Source organism: Pseudomonas sp. C9D1 (assembly GCF_056491235.1).
The window spans coordinates 1,562,844-1,577,324 of record NZ_JBSZIE010000002.1 but is presented as its reverse complement, the minus strand read 5'-3'; the positions used below and the strand labels follow the sequence as shown (position 1 = coordinate 1,577,324).

Sequence of the window (14,481 nt, the reverse complement as noted above, 5' to 3'; positions counted from 1 at the left end):
CATCTAGTTGAAGTAACACTTATTTACGGCCCGCACTTTGCGGGCCGTTTCTTTTCCTACTGACTCGTTATCGGTTTGTACTGAAGACTTGGCGTTCGTTGATTCGTTTTCGGTGGGGCACCTGACCACCTTTATTTCCGGGCGGTAGACCGAACCTGCAAAAGGGGAGGCGCCGTTCAACCACCTGGTAATCGCCAGTGGTTTTCTAGCAAACGAATTGAACGAGGTTTTATCCATGACTCAATACAATCGCCCCAATGAGACGGTCTTTGCTTCGGGTGCCAAACCCGGAGAACTGGAAAGCTTCCCTGACATCACTCGAGGTTGGGGGGTGACTTTCGACCAGACCACCGGCATCCCGCCGATGGAGTGGTTCAACGCCTTGTTCAAACGCAGCGATGAAGCTGTGCGCTACCTGTTGCAACGCGGCATCGCCGAGTGGTCCAACACGGAGGACTACCCGATCGACGCCCATGTGCAGGAGGGCGGCAAGGTGTGGAAGGCGAAGGTGGCGAGTGTTGGCAAGCGGCCGTCCCTCGGCACTGGTGAATGGATCGAGACGGCAATGACCAGCGATGCCGTGAATGTCCTGATCCAGGATCAGCTAGGAGGCATCGGTATCAAGGGGAGGGTGCGCGCGGCCAGTACTGCGAACCTTGGTCTCAGTGGGTTACAGGTAGTCGATGGCGTCAATCTGGTTGTGGGCGATCGTGTTCTTGTGAAGAACCAGACCGCCGGCAAGGACAACGGTATCTATGTTGTCACCACCGGTGCCTGGAGCCGCTCCGCGGATGCTGATACTGCGGCGGAGATGACCCCCGGCCTGATGGTCGCGGTGGAGCAGGGCAGCAGCCAGGCGGACAGCGTTTGGCAATTGGTCACTGACGGCCCCATCAACCTTGGCACCACGGCACTCGGCTTCGAGATGGTCTTCGGACGCAACCTTGTCACGGCCGGTAGCTACGACATCGTTACGGTGAACAACCGTGGCATGGTGGTTGGTGGCGCACCGCGGCAGGTGGTCACGCTTAACGCGGACACCACATTGGCTGCGAGCCAGATGAGCCTGGTTGTAGTCGATGCCGCTGCGGCTGCACGTACCATCACGTTGCCTGCCTCCAACGCCTCCCTGGGGGTCGTGGACGTGATCCTTCGCCGCCAGGACAACAGCGGTAACCGCTTGCTGGTACAAGCCGCGAGCGGTGATCGCGTGCGTTTTCACACTCACCTCAACAGCGCAGGCTATCCCTTCTTTGTGTTGATGGGGGCGGGGGACTACTGGCATCTGCGTAGCGATGGTGCAGGCAGCTGGTACCCACTGGATAGGCTGGATAGCACCCCTCTGGGGCGACCGACATTCGATACCAGCACGCTGATTCTTCCTGGTGGTTACGGTGCGTTGAATGGCGGCCTGCTCAATCGTGCTGACTGGCCCTGGCTGTGGGATCACGCGCAGCAGTCGGGGATTTTGACAACTGAAGCTGCGCGCGCAGGAATGGAGGGTGGATGGACCAGTGGGGATGGTGCGACGACATTTCGTTTGCCGGATCTACGTGGCGAGTTTCTACGAGGATTGGACGAGGGGCGTGGCGTTGATCAGTCTTCCGCAACTGGTAGTCTCACGATTGGTAGCCCCACAATTACATCCTTTGTGGCGACTGTTGGAGTTGCTGCCGGCATGTCCATTAGTGGTGTCGGGATACCTGTTGGTGCCACGGTAGTTTCGGCTGCTAATGGCAGCGTTACTATTTCAGCTAACGCTACTGCCACAGCAGTGGGGGCGAAATTGATCGTTATTGGGCGGGTTTCAGGGAGCAATGAAAGCGATTCGATGCAAGGTCACTGGCATGGCCCGAGACCCGGTACATCCCTCAATGGCTCGCCAGGCAACTGGAATGGTGCCGGATCAGGTTCAAATGGTAACTACAACATCCTCAGTACGGGCGATCCCGTGACCGACGGCTCCAATGGAGCCCCTCGCACTGGTCCAGAAACTCGACCACGGTCTGTGGCCTACCACTCAAGGGTTAAATTCATATAGTGAACTCGATTCGCCCCTGAGTTGCTTAAGTGCTTTTGACTTTATTTGGTTAGCGCAGCCATAACTAATTTGGGGCGTGCAATGTTTGCGTTAGTGGCCAATGCAATGGGTTTTCAACGTTTCCGTTTGTGCGGCCCTCCTGGCTTTAACCGAGCTGCTCAATGACTGAGCCAAATGTGCTCAGTGGGCTTTCGCAATGGCTGATTCAGCTGCGTGCTAATTGCTTTATGTAACACATACTTCCGGCCTGCACTCTGCGGGCCGTTTTCTTTACTGAACGGGCCGATTCGTTGTCGGCTTGTATTGAGAATATGGAATTCGTCGATTCGTTTTCGGTGGGGTGACTGACCACCTTTATTTCCGGGCGGCAGACCGAACCCGCAAGAGGGGAGGCACCGCTCAACCACCTGGCCTATTGCCGGTGGTTTTCTAGCAAACGAATCGAACGAGGTTTTATCCATGACTCAATACAATCGCCCCAACGAGACGGTCTTCGCCTCAGGGGCCAAACCCGGGGAGTTGGAAAGCTTCCCTGATATCGCCCGTGGTTGGGGCATTACCTTCGACCAGACCGAAGGTATTCCACCCATGGAGTGGTTCAACTCACTGTTCAAACGCGGCGATGAGGCGGTGCGTTATCTGCTGCAGCGTGGTATTTCCGAGTGGTCTGCGACCGAGGATTATCCAGCAGAGGCTTTTGTCCAGGAAGGAGGAAAAGTCTGGAAGGCAAAGGTTGCGAACCTAGGTAAGCGGCCGTCCCTCAACCCCGGTGAGTGGATCGAGGCTGTGATGACAGTCGATGCCATCAATACGTTGATCCAAGAGCAACTTTCTGTCATTGGTCTAAAAGGCCGGGTAAGAGTAGCCACTACCGCCAACATTGCCCTCAACGGTCTGCAGAATATCGATGGTGTAACGCTTGTGCCGGGTGACCGGGTCTTGGTGAAGGACCAGGCTAACGATAGGGAGAATGGTATCTATACCGCTACTTCCGGTGGCTGGATTAGGAGTACGGATGCCGATACGTCTAGCAAGGTAATACCCGGCATGCTTGTCACTGTGGAGACCGGCACTACCTTTGCGGATACCTTGTGGTGTCTCGCTACCAACGGTCCTGTCGCACTCGGCGTTACATCGCTCATCTTCGAATTGATGGCCTCGACGACAGCGACCCAGGCTGACGCGGAAGGCGGTGCTCATAACGTCAGGCGCATGACGCCTTTGCGTGTGTTCAACGCGATACGCTCGGCGGCGGCTAGTGCGACCGAGTTGTTGCGTGGGGTTCTGCGCGTAGGGTCTCAGGCCGAGGTCAATGCCGGTTCGCTGGATGACGTAGCGGTAACTCCGAAGAAGCTCCGTGCTGGCTTCCTATTCATACCTGGCACAAATGGTGTGCTGGCCCTGCCGTCCTGGCTGGGCGGCTTCATCCTCCAGTGGGGACGTATCACTATCACCCAATCGGCGGTCAACTCGCTTGCGGTTGGGAATTGGTCTTTCCCCATCGCATTCCCGGGCAGTTGTTTCACCACTTGGGCGTTTCAGCACACGCTGGGCGGTGTTGCCAATAGCTCGTTGCTCGAACGAATTGGTGGTGCCGGTGAGCCTGCAGCGACGGGCGCGAGCTTTTACATCGCAGATGCGGATAACGCGGGGACTTACACTTTGCGTGTCTACGCAATCGGAAACTAAGGAGGCCATATGTATTACATCAAGACAATGGGTTACTCCTACTTGCCAGCTATTCATAGTGATGTAACGCCCCCGGATGTCGGGTGCACATCGACCAAGGTTTATCGGGAGGTTCTTGCCAGGCCCGCTGCGGGAGATCCGTGGTCATGATACCAAAGGGCAACCGATTATTTCGATCCGCCTCTTTATGTACCAACTGCTGAGGGTTTCTGCGCGCGCATCGACAATTGCGCAGGCAGCGAAGTCTGGGCCTTCATAGACGCAGGTTATCCCGCGCAGTGTGGCAGTTTGGGCCATCAATGGTCGTATTGGTGCGCAAGCCGCCTCATTTATCAACGCGCTCTATCTGATTCGCCAGACACGGCTGTATGTCAAGGAGCGGGTTCGCAGCGCGCTGGCTGAATGCGATGACACTGGAGCGGAGGAGGCCGTTGGATAAGCCATCTCTAGACTCGACACAGTTGCGCAGTGTTGCCGTATTACCAAGTATTCGTTAACTGGGGCCCGGCGGTCCGCCTGACTGCTAGTGCCAATGACCGATTCGATAATCGACTCTGCAGTGAAGCTAAATATGAAGCTTGACGTTATACCTATCGACGCCCGCACCGAAGCGGGCGTTTTCATTTCTGCCCTCGAACAGGCATTGCCGCGTTTCTCCATCACCACCCCCGCCCGCCAATCTGCCTTCCTGGCCCAGTGCGCCCATGAGTCCGCTGGCTTCTCCCGTTTCGCGGAGAACCTCAACTACAGCGCTTCGGGTTTGGCGGCTACCTGGCCAGGTCGGTTCCGTGGAGCGGATGGGCAGCCCAATGCGTTGGCGCTGGCTTATCAGCGGCGGCCGGCTGTAATCGCCAACCATGTCTATGCCAATCGCATGGGCAATGGCGACGAGGAGTCCGGTGATGGCTGGCGCTTCCGTGGGCGAGGTCTGTTGCAGATCACCGGGCGCGGGATGTATCAGCGTTGCGGTGATGCTTTGGGGCTGCCGCTGCTGGAGCAACCGGATCTGCTGCTGCAGCCGGAGCAGGCGGTGTTGTCCGCTGCCTGGTTCTGGCAATCCAACGGTTTGAATGCACTGGCCGATGCCGGGGATTTCGAAGCCATCACCCGTCGTATCAACGGTGGGCTGAATGGCCTGGCAGAGCGCAAAGCGCTCTGGCTGAAGGCCCGGGAGGCGCTGGAATGAACCTGCTTGCTTCCTGGAAATGGCTGGTGTTGCTGCTGATGGCGGCGCTGTTGATTGGGCTGGGCGCATGGTGTTCCGCCCGCGTTTACCGCCCGCAACTGGAGGAGCTGAGGCAACAGCTGGCCGAGTCCCGTCGTGGCGCCGAAGCCAGCCTGCTGGTGCTGCAAAAGCAGAACGCTGCCATGGTCGAGCTCGAGGCTCGTGCTGCGGAGAGAGTCCGTCAGGGCGAGTTGCTCCAGGCGCAGGCCAACCAGGCTGCGCGACAAGACTACGCGGCGGCGGCCCGGGTGATGCTGGAGCCATCGCCGGTAGGCGTCGATACCTGTGAGGCGGCGCGCCGGGCGTTTGCCGAAGAGCTTCGCCGGGAGCGTGCGCCATGAGAGTCGCCTGGTTGCTGCCATTTGCGCTGTTATCCGGCTGCTCCACCGGGGGGCAGCCTGCCCCTGAACTGGTCGAGGTCAAGGTGCCGGTGCTGGTCGCCTGCAAGGCGGTCGCTCCTGCGGTGCCGGCGTTTGCAGTCGAGTCGCTGGCGCTGGATGCAACGATCGATCAACAAATGAAAGTCCTGCGTGCCGAGCGTTTGCAACGCATCGGCTACGAGCGTGAGCTGTTGGCCGCGCTCCAGGTCTGTCGCTGAGTACGACGGGCTTCTATTCCTTCATTTCGGGCGCGCTTCAGCGCCCGCCTTTTACGCAGCCATGCTCGTCGAATGTGACGAGCTGGCTGCGTCCTTTTCCCTTCTTCGCGACATAGTGATAGCGGGTCTGGCCATTAGTGCTGCTGACCTTGTCGGGCTTGCCCAGCATGCTTTCCACATCGCGCCGGGACATGCCCGTCCTCATCTGTTTGCGCAACATCGCCTGGCGTCGCTCCTGGCCGACGATGCGGTTGCCGCAACCATCCTGCCTTTCCCCCACTACTTCTATTTCCCTGGGCTTCTCGGCCTGTTCCTTCCGTGCGTTTCGCGTTATCCGTTCGATCTTTGCCGGTGGCAGCAATGCCGGGCTGTCTTGGATGGCCTCGACTCGTTCCCGCACCTCCACCAATTCGTCGTCCGGGCAACCCAGCTGGGTGAAGGTGACATGCCCGTGCGCGTCCTCGCATCGGTAGATGGAGGCCTCCAGCGGCGGGCTTTCGAGTGCGATGTAGAGCAGAAGGGGCAAGGTGCAGAGCGATGTGCGCATGGCGATGTCCTCCGTGACGGTTGCCCTCGAAGGTATCTGCTTTAATTTCTTCCTAACGGTGTCTCACCAAGGGGCGCCAACGTCGTATGGAAGGTGAAAGCGATCTCAGCTTTGCAACGCAAGCGATTGTTCTAGCCACGATTTTGTAACGCGCAAAATGACCCTCCGGTGTTATCATTGCGCAGTCAGCCTCGCCGAGGCTTTTGGACACCCCTCATGGACTTACCCAGTAGTTACTCAAGACCGCATTTGCACGATCGCGTATTGACTGATTGACCCTCCTTGGCGTGCGCCGCCACTGGGGGTGGAGCGCGCTATGACCGAAGTAGAAGTAAAAAAGTCGCAAGATAGCCTGCAGGACCGCCTCGCTCAGGTGGTCGATCTGCTGCATCGCCACAAGCTGGTGGAAGACCTGACCCACCGTCAGGAAGGCCAGCACCAGGATCTCGTCGAGAACCTGGTTCATCGCCAGAATCTCGCTGAGCTGCAACGCAAGCTCGATGAGCTGCACCCCGCCGACATCGCCCACATTCTCGAAGCCCTGCCGCTTGGCGATCGCCTGACCGTCTGGCAGCTGGTCAAGGCCGAGCGCGACGGTGACATCCTCCTCGAAGTGTCCGACTCGGTTCGTGAAACGCTGATCGCCGACATGGACGATCACGAGCTGCTCGCCGCCGCCAAGGAGATGGACGCGGACGAGCTGGCCGACCTCGCGCCCGAGCTGCCCCGTGACGTGATCCACGAGCTGATGGAGACGCTCGACGCCCAGCAGCGCGAGCGCGTGCGTTCGGCCTTGTCCTATGAAGAGGACCAGGTCGGTGCGCTGATGGACTTCGAGATGGTCACCATCCGCGAGGATGTGACCCTGGAAGTGGTGCTGCGCTACCTGCGCCGCCTCAAGGAGCTGCCGGGGCATACCGACAAGCTCTTCGTGGTCGACTATGACGGCATCCTCAAGGGTGTGCTGCCGATCAAGCGCCTGTTGGTGAATGATCCGGACAAGCAGGTGGCCGAGGTGATGGCCAGCGATCCCGTGAGCTTCCATCCGGACGAAGATGCCTATGACGCCGCCCAGGCGTTCGAGCGCTACGACCTTATTTCCGCTCCCGTGGTGGACAAGAACGGCAAGCTGATCGGCCGTCTGACCATCGACGAGATTGTCGACCTGATCCGTGAGGAGAGCGAGACGGAAGTCCTCAACATGGCCGGTCTGCGCGAGGAAGAAGACATCTTCGCCTCGGTGTGGAAGTCGGTCGGCAACCGTTGGGCCTGGCTGGCCGTCAACCTGGTCACCGCGTTCATCGCCTCCCGTGTGATCGGCCTGTTCGAAGGCTCGATCGAGAAGCTGGTAGCGCTGGCGGCCTTGATGCCGATCGTGGCAGGTATTGGCGGCAACTCCGGCAACCAGACCATCACCATGATTGTCCGCGCCATGGCGCTGGACCAGGTCAGCACCGGCAATACCAGCCGCCTTATGCGCAAGGAACTGGGCGTGGCGCTGGTCAACGGCCTGGTGTGGGGTGGAGTGATCGGCCTCGTCGCCTATTACCTCTACGACAGCTGGTCCCTCGGTGCGGTAATGACCGGGGCTATGACGCTCAACCTGCTGCTCGCGGCCTTGATGGGGGTGTTGATCCCGATGACCCTGGTGCGGCTCGGGCGCGATCCGGCCATGGGCTCCAGCGTGATGATCACCGCCATGACCGACAGTGGCGGCTTCTTCATCTTCCTCGGGCTTGCGACCGTCTTCCTGCTCTAGCCCTCGCGCTCACAACACAAGGCCCCGCATCAGCGGGGCCTTTTGCTTTGCGGGGCCGGGGATGGGCAAACGCCGGGCAAGAAAAAGCCGCCTCAGGGGCGGCTATCAATCAGTCGACGTGCTGCGAACTCAGGCTTCTTCGGCGGCGAGTTCAGCATCGTGAGCGATCAACGCAACCAGCGCATTTTGCTGGCGACGGGAAAGCTGGCGGAAGCGTTGCAGCAGTTCGCGCTCGTGCAGCGACAGCTCGGGGCTGTCGAGGCGCATGGACAGACCTTCATCCAGGGCGCCTTCCTGAAGCATGCTCTGCTCCAGGCGAGCGATGATTTCGGAGTTCATGCTGCGATGGTGATTACGCGCCACATCGGCGATGCGCTCGCGCATGCCTTCGGGCAAACGTACGACGAACTTGTCAGCGGTGCGGCTGGAATAGATAGCCTGTTTCATAGGGCGCATACATTTAAACCGGTTAGTTCAGGGAGCGATGCTGGCAATGAGCTACGTGATTGTCACCGGTTTGACCATCTTTAGCATCAGTCGTTCAACCATTCATCGCGATCGGCGTCATTATGACTTGGCAGTCACCTAAACGGTTCCTTGACGTCAAATCTGTGTCGCATTGTGCGCTGGGTAGCGGCTTTTTGCCAGCACCAGTTGTCCGAAATGCGAGTCAATATGCAAAAGGCCCACATATGAATGCTGTAGGGGGTAAAAATTCCCCGGCTCGCTGAAGATCGTGGAGATTTCGTGCGCGAGGCCACATCCAGCGCTCTAATTCGGGCTTCTGGCAGATTAAAAGCGCGATCCTGCAAGCGTAGTCCCCCCTATCGGAGTAAGCACTGGCATTTCGCTACTGTGCGACGTCCGGTATACAGCGCCAGCGCATTCGGCCTCTCCAATCTGCAATGCTTTCCGGGTAATGTGGCGTCCGCCCGGCAGTGCCGTGGCGCTCGCAATGACCAGGCTCCCAGGTGCATAGATGAAAGGCAGGCTGTTCTATCTCATCGGACCTTCCGGCTCAGGCAAGGACAGCCTGCTCGATGCCGCACGCGCACCGCTCGCCGATAGCGGCTGCCATATCGTGCGCCGGGTCATCACCCGTTCGGCCGAGGCGGTGGGGGAGGCGGCCCAGGCGGTCAGCCCCGCGCAGTTCGCGGAGCTAGAGCGAGACGGTGCCTTCGCCATGAGCTGGCACGCCAATGGGCTGTCTTATGGCATTCCGCAGCAGATCGACGAATGGCTGGAGGCGGGGGAAGACGTGCTGGTCAACGGTTCGCGCGGCTACCTGCCGGAGGCTCGTCGTCGCTACCCGGATCTGCACGCCATCCTGCTGACGGTGGAGATGGATGTCCTACGGCAGCGCCTTCAGGCTCGGGGGCGCGAGACGGCTGCCGAGATAGAGGCTCGCCTGGCACGCAACGCCCGTTTCAATGAGTCGCTGCAGGAAGAGGGAGGCGCGGTCCTGTCCGTCCTGGACAACTCAGGCCCGCTGGAAGAAACGCTGAGGCGTCTGCTGCAATTGCTCGATCACCCACGCAACACAGCCTGACTCAGCGCAGCACCGGGTCGAACTTCACCCGCTTGCCCACCATCAGCGCCACCACGAAGAGTACGGCGCTGGTCGCCAGTGCCACTTTTACCGCTGCCACCGACCAGGCGGCCTGCCAGGGCTCCAGCCACAAGGTCAGGGTGAACACCAGGCTGAGCATCAGGAACAGCACGGCTGACTTCGACATCTCTATCTCCTCGCCGGATTCGTGGCGCGTCACTAGTCACTAAAAGAAGGGGTCGTAATAGTTGGCGATACGCTCGTCCCGCTGGCGCTCTGCCTTCTGCTCATCCGCCAGCCCCTGGTCGGTGATGCGGTCGATCACCCAGAGCGCCCCGCACGCGATGGCCGCCAGCAGCAGGATCATCCCCGGAAACACCATTCCCCACAGGGCCATGTCCATGCTCTCCACTCAAAAGGACAGGCGCTGGGCGGGGCGGGGTTGCCATTCGCTGCTCTGCAGGCGGCTCACCTTGGGTTGCTGGTCGCCGGACTGGGTGGCGTACTCGAACTGCACCGGCGTCGGGCGGATGCGCTCGACCAGATGCTTGACGGCCTGTTGCTGCTGGCTGCTCTGCAGGGCGGCAAACGCGCTGGCGGCCAGGAGCGTCAAAACGGTTGCTGCGAGGAGGGTGATGACACTGTTCATGATTATTGGGCTCGCATCCAGAAATCTCATGACTGGAATAGAGCAGGTGTCATGCCAAGCTTGATGGTTTTAAAAATACTTTAGAATCAAAGACTTACATTGATGTTTCGAACGTGTGTCCGTGCACTTTGCAAGGCGCCCGATTTTTCCACATTGCAAATTGCACGGAGCCTTTTCGCCGCTTCGCTTGCTGGCCATCCAGGCGCTCTGGAATGGGCGGCTCAGCGGGTCAATCCAGAGGCAGCTCGGTGGTGCGCTTGACCTCGCTCATGGCGATGTTCGAGTGCGCTTCCAGCACATGCGGCCGCTGCAGCAACTGGTCCCGCAGGAAGCGCTCGTAGCTGCCGATATCCCGCGCCACCACCTTCAGCAGGTAATCCGAGCCGCCGGCCATGGTGTAGCACTCCAGCACCTCCGGGTAGCCGACGATGGCTTCCTCGAACTCGGTGAGGTTGTTACGCCCGTGGGCCGAGAGCTTGATGTTGACGAACACGGTGATGGAGAAGCCCAGCAGCTTGGGATTGAGCAGGGCGACCTTGCGTTCGATCAGGCCGTCTTCCTGCATGCGGTTGATCCGCCGCCAGCAGGGTGACTGGGACAGCTCCACCTTCTCGGCCACCTCGGCGGCGGAGAGGTCGGCGTTGTGTTGCAGCAGGCGGAGGATCTTGCGATCGATAGGGCTCAGAGGGTTCTGCATGAATCAGTCCGTAATATTATTTTTGTTGGATTAATCATGCGCAATATTGGCGTTCGAGTCCGAAAATAGAAAGAAAAAAGCAGAACCCTTCAGTCAGATTATTGAGCATGCGTCCCGGGCAGTGATCCTGCCACGGGGCAGAAAGATGGCACTAACCGTAGCCGTCCTTGGTCGCCATAAAAATAAAAGGAGCGCCCGCATGTCTCTGGCCGAGATCCGCCTGGATGACAAGTACCGGCTTGCAACCGGTCATCTGTACCTCACCGGCACCCAGGCGCTTACCCGCCTGCCGATGCTGCAGAAGCAACGCGATACGGCCCATGGCCTGAACACCGCCTGCTTCATCTCCGGCTATCGCGGTTCGCCCCTCGGCAACCTCGATAAAAGCCTCTGGGAGGCCAAGTCCTTCCTCCAGGAAAACCAGATCCACTTCCAGCCGGGCGTCAACGAGGAGCTCGCCGCCACCGCCGTGTGGGGCAGCCAGCAGACCAGCCTGTTCCCCGGCGCGCGCTACGACGGCGTGTTCTCCATGTGGTACGGCAAGGGCCCGGGTGTGGACCGCTGCGGCGACGTCTTCAAGCACGGCAACTCCGCCGGCGTCGCGCCCCATGGCGGCGTCCTGTTGCTGGCCGGTGACGATCACGGCTGCAAGTCTTCCAGCATCGCCAACCAGAGCGAGCACGCCTTCATCGCCGCCTCCATCCCGGTGCTCAACCCGGCCAACGTCCAGGAGATCCTCGACTACGGCATCATCGGCTGGGAGCTCTCGCGCTACAGCGGCTGCTGGGTGGCACTCAAGACCATCGCCGAGAACGTCGACTCCTCCGCCGTGGTGGACGTCGACCCGCTGCGCATCGAGGTGAAGATCCCCACCGACTTCGCCCTCCCCGAAGACGGCGTGCACATCCGCTGGCCCGACCCGCCCCTGGCCCAGGAAAAACGCCTCAACACCTACAAGATCTACGCCGCCCGGGCCTTCGCCCTGGCCAATGACCTCAACCAGGTCAAGCTCGACTCGCCCAACCCGCGCCTCGGCATCATCACCACCGGCAAGTCCTACCTCGATGTGCGCCAGGCCCTGGTGGACCTCGGCCTGGACGACGAACTCTGCGCCAAGGTCGGCCTGCGCGTGCTGAAGATCGGCATGAGCTGGCCGCTGGAGCCGGTCTCCGTGCACCAGTTCGCCCAGGGCCTGGACGAAATCCTCGTGGTCGAGGAAAAGCGCAGCATCATCGAAGACCAGCTCACCGGCCAGCTCTACAACTGGCCTGTGGACAAGCGCCCACGCGTGGTCGGCGAGTTCGACGAGGAGGGCAACTCCCTGCTGCCCAACCTCAGCGAGCTGACCCCGGCGATGATCGCCCGCGTCATCGCCAAGCGCCTGGCGCCCATCTACTCCAGCGAGCAGATCGAATCGCGCCTGGCCTTCCTCGCCGCCAAGGAAAAGGCCCTCGCCGAGCCCAAGCACAAGACCGTGCGCACCCCGCACTTCTGCTCCGGCTGCCCGCACAACACCTCCACCAAGCTGCCCGAAGGCAGCCGCGCCCAGGGCGGTATCGGCTGCCACTACATGACCCAGTGGATGGACCGCAACACCGACACCTTCACCCAGATGGGCGGGGAGGGCGCCACCTGGATCGGCCAGGCCCCCTTCACCGACACGCCGCACATCTTCCAGAACCTCGGCGACGGCACCTATTTCCACTCCGGCCAACTGGCCTTGCGCGCCTCCGTGGCCGCCGGCGTCAACATCACCTACAAGATCCTCTACAACGATGCCGTGGCCATGACCGGCGGGCAGCCCATCGACGGCGAACTGCGCGTCGACCAGCTCAGCCAGCAGGTCTTCGCCGAGGGCGTCAAACGCATCGCCCTGGTCACCGACGAGCCGGAGAAATACCCCACCCGCGCCACCTTCGCGCCCATCGTCAGCTTCCACCACCGCCGTGAACTGGACGCTGTGCAGCGCGAGCTGCGCGAGTTCAAGGGCGTCTCGGTGATCATCTACGACCAGACCTGCGCCACCGAGAAACGCCGCCGTCGCAAGCGCGGCAAGCTGGTGGACCCGGCCAAGCGCGCCTTCATCAACCCCGCCGTGTGCGAGGGCTGCGGCGACTGCAGCGTCAAGTCCAACTGCCTCTCCGTACTGCCTCTGGAAACCGAACTGGGGCGCAAGCGCGAGATCGACCAGAACGCCTGCAACAAGGACTTCTCCTGCCTCGAAGGCTTCTGCCCCAGCTTCGTCACCGTTCACGGCGGCGAGCTGCGCAAGCCCGAAGCGGTCGGCAGCGGCGCTCTCTTCACCGTGCTGCCGGAGCCGCGCCAGCCGGGCCTGGAGCGCCCCTGGAACATTCTCCTGCCCGGTGTCGGCGGCAGCGGCGTGACCACGGTCGGTGCATTGCTGGGCATGGCCGCGCACATCGAAGGCAAGGGCTGCAGCGTGCTCGACCAGGCCGGCCTGGCGCAGAAATTCGGCCCGGTCATCACCCACATCCGCATCGCCGCCAAGCAGGACGACATCCACGCCGTGCGCATCGCCGCTGGTGAAACCGACCTGCTGCTCGGCTGCGACCTGGTGGTCGCCGCCAGCGAAGAGGCCCTGGCCAAGCTCAACGAGCGCGTCGCCACCGCCGTGGTCAACAGCCACGAGGCCGCCACTGCCGAGTTCACCCGCAATCCGGATGCCCAGGTCCCCGGTGAGGCCATGCAGCAGGCGCTGATCGAGGCCGTCGGCGCGGAGAAAACCCACTTCATCGACGCCACCCGCCTGGCCACGCGGCTGCTCGGCGACAGCATCGCCACCAACCTGTTCATGCTCGGCTATGCCTACCAGCGTGGGCTGGTGCCGGTCTCCGCCGAAGCCATCGAGAAGGCCATCCAGCTCAATGGCGTGGCGGTGAAACTCAACTGCGAAGCCTTCCTCTGGGGCCGTCGTGCCGCCCATGACCTGCCCGCCGTGGAGAAGCTCGCCGCACCGGAAGTGGCCCAGGCCAAGCCTTGCGAAACCCTCGACGAGATCATCCGCTTCCGCGTCGACTACCTCACCGCCTACCAGGACGCCGCCTACGCCAAGCGCTACAGCGACCTGGTGGCGCGCGTGCGCCGGGTCGACAGCAGTGCCGGCCAGGAGCTCACCGAAGCCGTCGCCCGCTACTACTTCAAGGTCCTCGCCTACAAGGACGAATACGAAGTGGCGCGGCTCTACAGCGCCGATGATTTCCGCAAGCAGCTCGAGGCCCAGTTCAGCGGCGACTACCGCCTGCAGTTCCACCTGGCGCCGTCCTGGCTGGCCAAGCGCGACCCGAGCACCGGGCAGCCCCGCAAGCGCAGCTTCGGGCCCTGGATGCTCAAGGCCTTCGGCCTGCTGGCGACCTTCAAATTCCTCCGTGGCAGTGCGTTGGACCCCTTCGGCTACAGCGAAGAGCGGCGCCTGGAACGCGAGCTGATCGGCCGCTACGAAGACAACCTCGAAGCCGTGCTCGCCCACCTGCGGGGCGACAACTACCGCGTCGCGGTGGCCATCGCCGAACTGCCGGAGCAGATCCGCGGCTATGGCCACGTCAAGGAAGCCGGCCTGGCCAAGGCCCGCGAGCACGAGGCGCAACTGCGCGCCCAGCTCCTGGCCACCCAGATCAACGTGGTGCGGCTGTTCGACTCGGCTGCCTGACGCCTTCCCATCACCGGCCTTCCCTTGGGGGGAGGGCCGGCGTTCACCCAGACAAACGCA

Annotated in this window: 14 protein-coding genes; 8 read left to right on the top strand and 6 right to left on the bottom strand. The window is 61.2% G+C overall.

All coding sequences use genetic code 11. The annotated features are described in order from the left end of the window. The first annotated feature begins 235 nt into the window (after window positions 1-235). From ACXI0U_RS15395 to ACXI0U_RS15375, 5 genes are all read left to right on the top strand, one after another. Complete coding sequence (locus ACXI0U_RS15395) at window positions 236-2,041, top strand: hypothetical protein (RefSeq protein WP_479550523.1); 1,806 nt, start codon at window positions 236-238, stop codon at window positions 2,039-2,041. Between the two features lie 459 nt (window positions 2,042-2,500). Beyond that, a complete protein-coding gene (locus ACXI0U_RS15390) occupies window positions 2,501-3,730 on the top strand; it encodes a gp53-like domain-containing protein (RefSeq protein ID WP_479550522.1) in 1,230 nt (409 codons plus the stop codon). Between the two features lie 559 nt (window positions 3,731-4,289). Then, window positions 4,290-4,916 carry a glycoside hydrolase family 19 protein gene (locus ACXI0U_RS15385; protein WP_479551102.1) on the top strand — a complete coding sequence of 209 codons (627 nt, stop codon included), beginning with the start codon at window positions 4,290-4,292 and terminating at the stop codon, window positions 4,914-4,916. Next, window positions 4,913-5,296 (top strand): hypothetical protein, encoded by a 384-nt coding sequence (locus ACXI0U_RS15380; RefSeq protein ID WP_479550521.1) that lies wholly within the window; start codon window positions 4,913-4,915, stop codon window positions 5,294-5,296. The genes ACXI0U_RS15385 and ACXI0U_RS15380 overlap by 4 nt, the downstream gene beginning before the upstream one ends. Then, window positions 5,293-5,553, top strand: a complete 261-nt coding sequence (locus ACXI0U_RS15375; RefSeq protein WP_479550520.1) for a hypothetical protein — start codon at window positions 5,293-5,295, stop codon at window positions 5,551-5,553. Before ACXI0U_RS15380 ends, ACXI0U_RS15375 begins: the two co-directional genes overlap by 4 nt. A gap of 37 nt (window positions 5,554-5,590) precedes the next feature. On the opposite strand, the gene bamE is transcribed toward ACXI0U_RS15375, so the two are convergent. After that, window positions 5,591-6,100 (bottom strand): outer membrane protein assembly factor BamE domain-containing protein, encoded by a 510-nt coding sequence (gene bamE, locus ACXI0U_RS15370; RefSeq protein WP_479550519.1) that lies wholly within the window; start codon window positions 6,098-6,100, stop codon window positions 5,591-5,593. Window positions 6,101-6,416: 316 nt separating this feature from the next. Here bamE and mgtE point away from each other — a divergent pair, with 316 nt between their 5' ends. Next, window positions 6,417-7,859, top strand: a complete 1,443-nt coding sequence (mgtE, locus tag ACXI0U_RS15365; protein ID WP_021218504.1) for a magnesium transporter — start codon at window positions 6,417-6,419, stop codon at window positions 7,857-7,859. Window positions 7,860-7,988: 129 nt separating this feature from the next. Here mgtE and ACXI0U_RS15360 read toward each other — a convergent pair whose 3' ends face one another. Beyond that, window positions 7,989-8,315, bottom strand: a complete 327-nt coding sequence (locus tag ACXI0U_RS15360; RefSeq protein ID WP_031287390.1) for an Arc family DNA-binding protein — start codon at window positions 8,313-8,315, stop codon at window positions 7,989-7,991. A gap of 523 nt (window positions 8,316-8,838) precedes the next feature. On the opposite strand from ACXI0U_RS15360, the gene phnN reads away from it, so the two are divergent. Continuing rightward, on the top strand, window positions 8,839-9,408 hold the full coding sequence (phnN, locus tag ACXI0U_RS15355) for a phosphonate metabolism protein/1,5-bisphosphokinase (PRPP-forming) PhnN (protein ID WP_479550518.1): 570 nt from the start codon (window positions 8,839-8,841) through the stop codon (window positions 9,406-9,408). A 1-nt stretch (window position 9,409) separates the two neighbouring features. Here phnN and ACXI0U_RS15350 read toward each other — a convergent pair whose 3' ends face one another. The 4 genes from ACXI0U_RS15350 to ACXI0U_RS15335 form a co-directional block, all read right to left on the bottom strand. After that, window positions 9,410-9,595, bottom strand: coding sequence for a PA3371 family protein (locus ACXI0U_RS15350; RefSeq protein ID WP_479550517.1), 186 nt, complete (start codon window positions 9,593-9,595; stop codon window positions 9,410-9,412). Window positions 9,596-9,634: 39 nt separating this feature from the next. Beyond that, entirely contained in the window at window positions 9,635-9,805 is a 171-nt protein-coding gene (locus ACXI0U_RS15345; RefSeq protein WP_184487915.1) for a hypothetical protein, read from the bottom strand. Between the two features lie 15 nt (window positions 9,806-9,820). Beyond that, window positions 9,821-10,057, bottom strand: coding sequence for a hypothetical protein (locus ACXI0U_RS15340; RefSeq protein WP_148304211.1), 237 nt, complete (start codon window positions 10,055-10,057; stop codon window positions 9,821-9,823). Between the two features lie 229 nt (window positions 10,058-10,286). Beyond that, the gene (locus ACXI0U_RS15335; protein WP_184487916.1) at window positions 10,287-10,754 is read right to left on the bottom strand and encodes an Lrp/AsnC family transcriptional regulator; all 468 of its coding nucleotides are present in this window, start codon (window positions 10,752-10,754) and stop codon (window positions 10,287-10,289) included. 199 nt (window positions 10,755-10,953) lie between these two features. Here ACXI0U_RS15335 and ACXI0U_RS15330 point away from each other — a divergent pair, with 199 nt between their 5' ends. Then, entirely contained in the window at window positions 10,954-14,421 is a 3,468-nt protein-coding gene (locus ACXI0U_RS15330) for an indolepyruvate ferredoxin oxidoreductase family protein (RefSeq protein ID WP_479550516.1), read from the top strand. The last annotated feature ends 60 nt before the right edge of the window (window positions 14,422-14,481 follow it).

Excerpts from the sequence above, each read along its gene's own strand:
- ACXI0U_RS15375 (WP_479550520.1), top strand. The coding sequence starts at position 5,293 with ATGAGAGTCGCCTGGTTGCTGCCATTTGCGCTGTTATCCGGCTGCTCC.
- ACXI0U_RS15380 (WP_479550521.1), top strand. The coding sequence starts at position 4,913 with ATGAACCTGCTTGCTTCCTGGAAATGGCTGGTGTTGCTGCTGATGGCG.
- mgtE (WP_021218504.1), top strand. The coding sequence starts at position 6,417 with ATGACCGAAGTAGAAGTAAAAAAGTCGCAAGATAGCCTGCAGGACCGC.
- ACXI0U_RS15330 (WP_479550516.1), top strand. The coding sequence starts at position 10,954 with ATGTCTCTGGCCGAGATCCGCCTGGATGACAAGTACCGGCTTGCAACC.
- ACXI0U_RS15390 (WP_479550522.1), top strand. The coding sequence starts at position 2,501 with ATGACTCAATACAATCGCCCCAACGAGACGGTCTTCGCCTCAGGGGCC.
- phnN (WP_479550518.1), top strand. The coding sequence starts at position 8,839 with ATGAAAGGCAGGCTGTTCTATCTCATCGGACCTTCCGGCTCAGGCAAG.
- ACXI0U_RS15340 (WP_148304211.1), bottom strand. The coding sequence starts at position 10,057 with ATGAACAGTGTCATCACCCTCCTCGCAGCAACCGTTTTGACGCTCCTG.
- ACXI0U_RS15350 (WP_479550517.1), bottom strand. The coding sequence starts at position 9,595 with ATGTCGAAGTCAGCCGTGCTGTTCCTGATGCTCAGCCTGGTGTTCACC.
- ACXI0U_RS15335 (WP_184487916.1), bottom strand. The coding sequence starts at position 10,754 with ATGCAGAACCCTCTGAGCCCTATCGATCGCAAGATCCTCCGCCTGCTG.
- ACXI0U_RS15345 (WP_184487915.1), bottom strand. The coding sequence starts at position 9,805 with ATGGCCCTGTGGGGAATGGTGTTTCCGGGGATGATCCTGCTGCTGGCG.
- ACXI0U_RS15360 (WP_031287390.1), bottom strand. The coding sequence starts at position 8,315 with ATGCGCCCTATGAAACAGGCTATCTATTCCAGCCGCACCGCTGACAAG.
- bamE (WP_479550519.1), bottom strand. The coding sequence starts at position 6,100 with ATGCGCACATCGCTCTGCACCTTGCCCCTTCTGCTCTACATCGCACTC.
- ACXI0U_RS15395 (WP_479550523.1), top strand. The coding sequence starts at position 236 with ATGACTCAATACAATCGCCCCAATGAGACGGTCTTTGCTTCGGGTGCC.